This window comes from Paenilisteria portnoyi (assembly GCF_014322795.1).
Lineage (GTDB): Bacteria > Bacillota > Bacilli > Lactobacillales > Listeriaceae > Listeria_A > Listeria_A portnoyi.
Window position 1 is genome coordinate 228226 of sequence record NZ_JAASTT010000003.1, and the last position, 10041, is coordinate 238266.

9 protein-coding genes are annotated in these 10041 nt (G+C 37.2%); all 9 read left to right on the forward strand.

What is annotated here, in order from left to right:
- Positions 1-6 precede the first annotated feature (6 nt).
- Positions 7-930 (forward strand): Rossmann-fold NAD(P)-binding domain-containing protein, encoded by a 924-nt coding sequence (locus HCJ66_RS03885; protein ID WP_187131974.1) that lies wholly within the window; start codon positions 7-9, stop codon positions 928-930.
- Positions 931-1042: 112 nt separating this feature from the next.
- Positions 1043-2488, forward strand: a complete 1446-nt coding sequence (murJ, locus tag HCJ66_RS03890) for a murein biosynthesis integral membrane protein MurJ (RefSeq protein ID WP_281384384.1) — start codon at positions 1043-1045, stop codon at positions 2486-2488.
- A gap of 29 nt (positions 2489-2517) precedes the next feature.
- Entirely contained in the window at positions 2518-3735 is a 1218-nt protein-coding gene (locus tag HCJ66_RS03895) for a glycosyltransferase (protein ID WP_187131976.1), read from the forward strand.
- Between the two features lie 41 nt (positions 3736-3776).
- A complete protein-coding gene (locus HCJ66_RS03900; RefSeq protein WP_187131977.1) occupies positions 3777-4889 on the forward strand; it encodes a glycosyltransferase family 4 protein in 1113 nt (370 codons plus the stop codon).
- Positions 4890-4921: 32 nt separating this feature from the next.
- A complete protein-coding gene (locus HCJ66_RS03905) occupies positions 4922-5593 on the forward strand; it encodes a YveK family protein (protein WP_187131978.1) in 672 nt (223 codons plus the stop codon).
- 21 nt (positions 5594-5614) lie between these two features.
- The gene (locus HCJ66_RS03910; RefSeq protein ID WP_187131979.1) at positions 5615-6313 is read left to right on the forward strand and encodes a CpsD/CapB family tyrosine-protein kinase; all 699 of its coding nucleotides are present in this window, start codon (positions 5615-5617) and stop codon (positions 6311-6313) included.
- 588 nt (positions 6314-6901) lie between these two features.
- Positions 6902-7771, forward strand: coding sequence for an O-antigen ligase family protein (locus HCJ66_RS15965; protein ID WP_187131980.1), 870 nt, complete (start codon positions 6902-6904; stop codon positions 7769-7771).
- Positions 7772-7789: 18 nt separating this feature from the next.
- Positions 7790-8566: an accessory Sec system protein Asp2 gene (locus HCJ66_RS03920; RefSeq protein WP_222717395.1), complete on the forward strand. Its 777-nt coding sequence runs from the start codon at positions 7790-7792 to the stop codon at positions 8564-8566.
- 127 nt (positions 8567-8693) lie between these two features.
- On the forward strand, positions 8694-9719 hold the full coding sequence (locus HCJ66_RS03925; RefSeq protein WP_187131982.1) for an Mrp/NBP35 family ATP-binding protein: 1026 nt from the start codon (positions 8694-8696) through the stop codon (positions 9717-9719).
- Positions 9720-10041: the final 322 nt, after the last annotated feature.

Consider the following 10041-nt stretch of genomic DNA (forward strand, 5'->3'; position numbering starts at 1 on the left):
GAAAATATGGAAGCATTGATTCGCTTAAAGCAAAAAAAAATAGCAGACTACGATTATATGATTCTGACATCTACAGCTAACAAAACCAATACAAATCAAATGTTGCCAGATCGTTTAAGCTCAGAAGGATCTATTTTAAATATACAAGTAAGCACGGAGGAATTTGTTATTGCTGTTTTACAACTGGTAGATGGTGTCATTCCTCATATTTTTATCGATGTGGAGCGAAAACAAGCGATTAATTTGTGGGAAATCGCAAGCGAAACATGTCGTGACTCGGCAGTGCATCCATTGAAGGCCAATGATATCACTGTTGATGCGGCTATAAGCATTATTATTAAAGAACTACAGTACAATTTCGATAAACGCACAGTCATGGTATATGGAACTGGCAACTTGGCTACAAAAACGGCTTTGAAGCTTGCTGAATTAGGTATGCATGTCACACTTTATGGCAGAAATGTTGAGAAAGTAACTCGAATTGTACGAGTTCTGAACGATATTTTACCAGCTTATACACCATGTCCCATCCAAGTTTTTCAAGAAAATAAGACTGGGAAGTTGGATGTATTAATATCCGCTGTTTCTGCCCAAAAGATTTTAGATGAGAAATGGTTGAACTATTTGCGGGCGGATAGTTTTGCGCTAGATATGGGTTTAAACAATTTTTCAGAGCAGTTCATCGACAAAATATTGTTATCAGGGCGTGCCTTATACCGTGTAGATATTCAAGCAAAGATTGGCACAGCTATTTTAGATTTGAAAACAGAAGATTACTTTTTTAGCAAAATTCGCGGAAAAATAAAATGGTTGGATCAAACAGCTGTAGCGGGCGGAATTATTGGTAATAAGAACGACGTCGTTTTAAACAGAGTGACACCGCCTTATGTTGTGATTGGAACTTCTAATGGCACCGGTGGATTGAAGTAGCACATTAAGATAATGAAGGAAGGCGAACAGGCGATGAAAAAGCAAGTTCCAGTATACGTTATTGAAGAAAATTAGATTCTATCAAACTTTTTCTATTATTATCGTCCTTACGATGTTTGTCCAAGTTATCTCCTTGTTAAGGACGACCGCACTAGCCACGAACTTTGGGATAAGCAATGACATGGATGCTTTTAATTTTGCGAATACAGCCATGGTCTGCTTGGTTAATATCATGGGACCCTCTGTTGCAACGGTCCTCATTCCATTTTTAGCGAAGATGAAAGATCGTATAGAAGACCGAAATATACTAAACACCTATATCACAGCGATCATGGCTATCACATATATCCTTTTGTTAACCTATTTTATCATCGGTAGTATTTATTTCTTTGCAGGAAATTCAAATCAAGGACTCACTTTTCAAGAATTGACGTTCCTGCTGACTTTTATTTTAGGAATCGCTCAGTATACCAGACTTATCTCATCGATTCAAACGGCATTTCTACAAATGGACGGTAAGTTTATCATTATCAAAGTTATAGCAGTGATTTCAGCGATACTTAGCTATATTTATATTATTATTACACCAAACTTAAGTATTATGGAAGCTGCGATATGTATTGGCTTATCTTATGTTGTAGAATGTGTCGGCTTGATTTTTAGTAATAAAAATAAGAAATATAAATACCAAGCAAAATTCAAATGGGCCGATGTGGAATTTCGTAAACTCATGCGATTGACGGTTCCAGTAACGCTCAATTCTGTTATTTACCAAGTCACCGTTTTGTTACCTAATATATTGGCTCGTTTTTTCGGAGAAGGTTACATCTCGACGATGGTTTACGCGAACCAAATTATTAGTATCATGCAGACGCTGATTATTATAAATTTAATCTCGATGCTCTATCCAACATTAACGCGCAGTTTTAATAGAAGTATCGATGAGGCGAAAAAGAAACTAGTTCTCTTTATAAATGGCTCGAATATGCTTGTAATACCAATGATTAGCGGCATGATTATGCTTGGCGGATTAGTCATTCAAGTGCTGTTCGAACGAGGAAATTTCACACATGATTCTACTATTATAGTATGGCAGTTTCTTATTTTTCTAAGTTTGGCCTTACCATTCGTTGTCATTCGGGAGTTTATTTTTAAAGCATTTTACGCGATGGGCGACACAAAAACGCCAGTCAAAAATTCATTGATTGTAATCATTATCCAAATTATATTCCTGTCTGTAGGCTCGCTTTGGATTGGAGTGTACGCAATCATGCTTTCCCCGTTACTTGCAGCCGTACTGTCAACTATACTTGGCTATAGAGATTTACGAAAAAAGATCGGAATACTCGGGAAAAATGTCGAGATGATAAAGCAGCACGCGCTCACTATTTTTAATTCGCTAGTTATGTGTGCCGGTATTTGGGGAGTTATGCAAGTCGTTCATTTCAACACAATCATCAACCTGATTATTTACATCGTTGTCGGGATTATGATTTATGGAGCCTGTGTCCTGCTAACGCAAAGAAAGTACGTTAAAACATTATTAAATAGTCGTTAAAAATAAAACTAATAGAGGATGAATCAAACTTGAAAGTACTATTTCTAATCTCTTCATTTCCTAAACTATCCGAGACATTTATTTTAAACCAGATTACAGGTTTTATCGATAGAGGTATAGATGTTGAAATCTTATCTTGGAATAAAGTTGATAATAAAGTAGATCATGCACAAGTATATGAATACAATTTGCTTGAGAAGACTCATTTCCTAAACTTCCCAGCCAGCAAGTCAAAACGTTTAATTGGTGGTATGAAGATATTTTTGAAACAAGTATGGCGATCACCAAAAGCAGTTTTTAATGCCTTGAATTATAAAAAATATGGAAAAATGATTTTCACGACACGGTTCCTATATGCGCTCCCTTACTTTATTGAAAAAGAGCAACATGATGCGGTCATTTGCCACTATGGTCCCAATGGAAGCGTCGCAGCTTTTCTGAAAGATCAAGGATTACTTCCAGAGAAAACAGCGGTATTTTTCCACGGTCATGACATTACCTCTTTCATAGAAAATCGTGGAAGTGACGTCTATGATACGCTTCTCCAATCAGACATCGAGCTACTACCTGTGAGCGAATTATTTGCCGATAAACTTCTAAAAATTGGTGCTGTCCCTAATAAAATCCGTGTCCATCATATGGGAATCGACTTGAAGGAATATAGCCTCGTTTCGTTAGCTCCAATCGGCGACACCATGAAATTCCTTTCGATTGGACGTTTAACCGAGAAGAAAGGTATGGACGTAGCCATTCAAACCATAGGCGAGTTGAAAAAACGCGGACACAGAGTTTCGTTAGATATTATTGGCGAAGGTGAGCTACGTGCTGAAATGGAAGCCTTGATCAAATCGCAAAAGCTAGAAAATGAAGTAAAACTCCTCGGTTGGCAGTCGCAAGCAGAAATTAATCAAGCTATCCAAGAGGCAGACATGATGCTTCAATTAAGTAGAACAGCCACAAACGGTGATAAAGAAGGTATTCCTGTGGTATTAATGGAAGCAATGGGTCGCGGCAAGTTAATCATTTCAACAGAACATAGCGGGATTCCAGAGCTAATCACAGATGGTTCAAGCGGCTGGCTAGTACCAGAGAATGACGTTGCAAAATCAGTCGAAAAAATATTAGAAGTCAAAAATAACCCAGATACTTGGCTTGCCGTATCACTTAATGCCCGAGAAAAAATCAATGAACAATTTAATATCATGACGTTAAATGATCAATTAGCAGTTTACTGTAGTACAAAATAAGATAATTAGGAGGGATTGGAATTAGAAATCCAAACAAAGTTATGATGGCTAGCTCCGTTCACGTATGGAGCGACACACGGATTTATTTTAAAGAAGCGAAAACACTGGCATCACAAGGTTTAGAAGTTGATTTTTATGCCATAGATTATCCAAGTGAGAAGGCGGTTATCCCTAACTTGACAATGCATTACATGAAACCGCAAAAAAGATACAACCGCTTTGTGCATTGGCGCTTTCTGTATAAAGAGATGATCCAGTCTGATGCGATGTATTTCCACTTTCATGACCCCGAATTATTATTTGTCGCACGAGCATTGAAAAAACGTCTAGGCGATGAAATAAGAATCACATACGATATGCATGAACATTTACCAGCAGCGATAAAAACTAAACAATGGCTTCCAGCTTTTATAAGACCGACGCTTTCGAGTTTAGTAGAGCGAGTGGAGAAAAAGTTGATGAAGTACTGCGATACAGTCATTTTTGCGGAGTTGTCCTACAAAGAAAATTACACAGAGTTGGGCTTAAACAAAGTAGACGTATTAAACTACCCAATCCTTCCTAAAAACGATGTTGTACCAGTAAAGGAAGAAGTCTTCACGCTTATCTATGTAGGTATTTTGATAGAACAACGAGGTTTATTCAATATGTTGGAATTAGCCAAAGCGTTAAAAGAGAAGCAGACAACCGATTTCCACTTTAAATTAATTGGTCCAATTTTTACGAACGAAGAAGTGGTGACGCAATTTATCAAGAACAATGATTTAAGCGACAACATCACCTTATATGGAAGAATGCAGTACAAGGATATTTGGGAACACTATGCATCTGCACATGTTGGTGTATGTTTGCTGCATCCAACTCCAAATAATCTCAATTCGCATTCCACTAAGCTATTCGAATATATGGCTGCCGAATTGCCGATCATTGCGTCCGATTTCCCGGATTTTACTACCATGCTAACAGAGCACCAATGTGGTAAAACGAGCAATCCAGATGATTACGAAACCTTGGTCGAAATTGTTCAAAGTTATATCGCGGACCCGCAAGGCAATAAAGTAATTGGCTCAAATGGAAGAACGGCATTCGACACGTATTACAATTGGAACCACGAAGGAGAAAAGCTACTAGCCATTTACTCAAATGAAAATTAGTATCCCATTACTAGTTACAAGGAGCAATGAATATGAAATTAAAGAATCTCACGGTAGGGAATATATGGAAAACTTTCAAAAAAAGCTTCGTATGGTTGATACTAATTATTTGTTTGGCGCTAGCCAGTGTTTATACCTATAGTAATTACGTTGCGAAACCAGAGTATACCTCGTCTTTTCAAATTTTGTTAAATGCGGAACAAACAGACGCACAAGCGAAATCATCAGAAGGTGTCCGAAACAATATCCAATTAATCAACACCTTCACATCTGTTTTGCAAAGTGGAAAAATAATGGATTTAGTCAAAGAAAAGGTGAAAACAGATGATTCCTCATCTAAGCTTTCTGCTGATACTAAGATTACCTCCAATGAAAACTCGCTTGTATTAACAATTAACTACACTGGTACGGATAGCAAGAAAGTATCAGAAATATCAACAGCTATGTTAAATGTTGTAAGTGAAGAAATACCCAGCATTTTCAAAGGAACAACAGTTACAGTTTTAGAAAAATCATCTGCACCAACAACACCAAGCAATAATTCTATGTACATTTTAGCTATTATGGTGGGTTGCCTCTTGAGCGCTACATTACTGTTTGTCCTTTGTTCTATGGATACAACGGTTCAAAATATGGAACAGCTAGAGAATATCGGGCTACCTTTCCTTGGAGATATACCAAAATTTAAGAGTTCAGAGCTCTGAAATAGAGAGGGTTTTTATTACATGCTTATTCAAAGAAAAGAAAAAAATACCATCATAACGGATGGTAACGAGATGACGATGCAAAAAAATTCGGTAGCCTATGAGAAATTTAGTTCCATTCAAACGAACATTCAATTCATGGAACGTAAAGCAGGAAGTGTACAAACAATAGCAGTTACATCAGCAAATAAGGGTGAAGGTAAATCATTCTTCATCACAAACTATGCGAACACATCAGCTCTATACAAGCAGAAAACGCTGTTAATCGATGTAGATTTCTACAATCCAAAAATTTCAAAACAATATAAAACAAAGCTAATGCCAGGCCTATCTAATGTATTGGTAGACATGATTGCTTTTGAAGAAGCAGTTATTCCTTTAGAAAACAAATACCTTTCTTTTCTTCCTATTGGTACATTACCTCCAAATCCACTGGAATTATTGCGTTCAGATGAATTCAAAGCATTATTAACTAAGTTAAAAGAAGAATTCGATGTCATTTTGCTAGATTGTCCCCCTATTAATTTATTTACGGATGCTCGAGTAGTCGCCGCAGAGAGCGATGGCACCATTCTATTAATCAATAGCCAAACAACAAGCGAAGAGGATGTCAGGAAATCTAAATCATTACTCGATCAAGTAGATGCGAATATTTTAGGTGCTGTGTTAAATAATAAGCGCTACAACCAAAAACAGATGGCGTCGTACAATTATTATTAAATAAATCCATGAAGGAAGTAGTGTATCTATTATATGAAAGTAATAATGAATAAGGTATCTCAAAATAGGGTTACATTCCGAGGGATAGTCATCGCATCTATGATTTTATTAAGCATCCTCTCGCCAATATTCCCCTTGTTACTTATTGTCCCAGTTCTAGTTATTGGACTTCTATACGTTAATAAAATAAATGTGGATAAGTGGATGTACGGCCTCTTTATAGCTGTTATTATGGCAGGATTTTGGGGGGCATATGCATCACTTCCGCAACTCCCGAGCCTGTTCTTATTTCGAATACTGCTAGCCATCCACTTCATTTTATTCTTGTTTAGCAAAAAAGATTTCTCAACTATTAAACTACTTAAAGTGCCGCTCATTTGTATGGCAGTTTGGATACTTTATTCTGTGTTAACTTTGCTATGGACAGCAGACCCGATGCTTAGTTTGAACGCTATTTACTTTCAAATAGAGACCTCTTATCTCGTTTTCATATGCGTTTATTACATTACATCATGGAAAAAAATGCGACAAGTTCTTCTATATATATCATGTAACTATGTCGTGTCACTTGGAATCGGATTATATGAAGTGATCTCAGGGAAACATTTACGCTTTTCGGCTGGTACTTTGCTGAACTATGCTGACTCAAGACCAACAGGTTGGCTAGTCAATACGAATGATTACGCGTCGTACCTTGTTATTTATTTTGGACTAGTATCCCTCTATTTATTATCCTCAAAAAAGAAATGGCACTTTGCAATTTGGCTGGTGTTGCTCGCAGTTGTAACCTACCTAGTTATCGAGTCGCACTCCAGAACTGGCTTCTTGGGACTTGTAGCGATAGTCGCGCTGGTGCTGTTTAAAGTGCTACGGATACAGTATTTCTTATTAGCTATATTTGGAGGCGCGGTTGCTTTTTGTAGTAAAGCTATCTATTCTAGCATTGCGAGTTCAGGACTCACTTCGCAGTTAGTGGATTCATTTACAGGAAAAGGCGATTCAACAGAAGAAAGAATGTTTATGTATAAGTTCGTTATCCAGTTATGTAAAGACCATCATTTTCTAGGTGTAGGTGCTGGAAATACGCCACGTTTCTTGTTCGAAGCCCTGTATGGGACCGCAAACGTTGATATTACTGGATCACAAACAATGGCAGCCCACAATTTTTGGTTGAGCATTATATCGGATATCGGTCTCATAGGCTTCATTCCAATTTTGATCTTTTTTCTTTATTATCTTTACCAGGCGGCGACAATCTATATCACAAACAGTAATTTAAAAGGTGCCATCCCAGCCGCAGTACTTTTAGGATTTATCGGTGTATCGGTTGGGAGCAGTAGTATTTTCGAAATGCGCGTTATATGGATCGCTTTAGGTTTGGGTCTGGCAGTCATTTGCTTACTTCAACGCGAAAAAAATTCCAAACAGACGGAGTCAAACTTTGAGAAAATTAATTAGATAAACGGAGTGTTAATGATGAAAAAAAGTATGGCAAAAATATATTTCAAATTGAGAAGTCGTGTTTACAACGCGCCGAATAAGCAGAAACTAAACTATATATTAGAAAAAAGTACTCAAGATGACGCTCCGTTAATCGTTATTTTTAGCGCGTTTCCAAGAACAGGCATGAAAGCAACATATAATTATTTGCGAACATTGAAAGATGTAGACGCGCACAAATTGTTTATTTTAGATAATTTTGGCTTTCAACAAAGAGGCGCTTATTATTTAGCCGAAAATGGTGATTTTAAGATTCGAGTTGCAGTAGAATCGATTATTGCTGATGTTCAAAAGAAGCTAGCGACCCAAAATACGATTTTTATAGGGACAAGTAAAGGCGGTTTTGCGAGTCTTTATTTCGGTATTAAGATGAAAGCAGACTATATTATTAGCGGCGCCCCACAATACAAACTAGGCAATTATCTAAGCGATATCCCAGAAAAAGCACCAGTCCTATCAAGCATCATGGGAAATACAGATCAGAGTAGTATTGATCAGCTCAACGCCCTATTACCTACAAAAATTAAAGAGGCAAGTGGTGCATTACCTAAAGTATACGTTCATTATTCCAATCAAGAGCACACGTATGAAGAACACGTAAAGGACTTAATACAAGATTTGAGTACCGCCAAATACGATCTGACATTAGACATCTGTGACTATAAAATACACCAAGAAGTAAGCCAGTTTTTCCCCCCATTCTTGATTCAATCACTTAGTCAAATTATAAATAAACTAAATGTAGAACACTAATCGCTATTCTAAAAACAAAGCCAGGGATGTCCTCTATGGGCAAATTCTTGGCGGAAATAGAAGCGAGCATGATATAATAAAGAAAGCGCTTATATTTTCGTCAGGTAAATCCATAGGGGGCAATTTTATGCTAAACGAACAACAAATCACTAAACTATTAGAACGTATACTAGATCCAGTATTGGAGTTCACGCTGCAAGAAACTGGAGGCATTATGGAAGTAAGTGTCACAAATAATAGTATTGCCTTACAAATAGCACTAGCTGACCCAGAGCTTCATACAGATAAATTTACAACTAATATAACGGAACTACTTGGAGAATTTGGATGTGAGGATATACATTTTGAGCTCGCCTATTTACCTGTTTCCAAGATCGAACAGTTACTAGAAGCGAAGAATAATATACTGTCACCCGAAAGTAAAACACAATTCATAGCAATTGCTAGCGGTAAAGGTGGGGTAGGTAAATCAACAGTAGCAGCTAATCTCGCGGTAGCATTAAAACGCACGGGGAAAAAAGTTGGCTTGTTAGATGCCGATATTTACGGATTCAGCTTGCCTATTTTGATGGGAACTAAAGATGTTCCAAAGACAGTAGACGAAAAAATTATTCCAGTAACTACATATGGAGTACAACTAATTTCTATGGATTCATTTGTTGAAGACGGGGAGCCAGTCATTTGGCGTGGACCGATGCTTGGGAAAATGATTAAAATGTTTTTAGAAGATGTAAATTGGGATGCCCCGGATTATCTAATTATTGATTTACCACCAGGTACGGGAGATATCGCACTAGATATCCATACCCTGTTACCTACTTGCAATGAACTGATTGTCACAACGCCTCATCAAGCAGCAGCGACAGTTGCCGCGAGAGCAGGAATAATGGCTATAAAGAATGAGCATCATATTTTGGGAGTTATTGAGAATTTATCCTATTATCAAACAGAAGCAGGCGAGAAGGCATATTTATTTGGAGAAGGTGGCGGAAAAAAAGTAGCTATAGAACTAGAAACCGAGTTGTTAGGAGTATTTCCGATAGAGCAACCAGAACACAATAAGAATGGCTATCTATCAGGTGTTTACGAAGCAGAAAGCACACAAGGAAAACGTTTCTTTGAACTTGCAGTAAAAATAAATCACTATTTATAAAAAAAATATGCAGAAAACTATTGACGAATGGATAAATAGTTGGTATATTTATAAACGTTGCTGATGCACATAACGCAAAACGCAACACGAGAGATTGACCTTTGAAAACTGAACAGAAACAAAGATAAAACCAATAGAGACAGTGATGTTTCTAGGTAAGAATCGCAGGGCGGAAATAGAAAGCTATTTCCAAAAGTAATACTAGTAAAGTTATTTGCTAGCGAAGTCAATGTGACGCAAGGATTTTATTCACGGTGTTGAATAAGTATTCAGATTCATCTTTATTTTAAAGAGAGTTTGATCCTGGCTCAGGACGAACGCT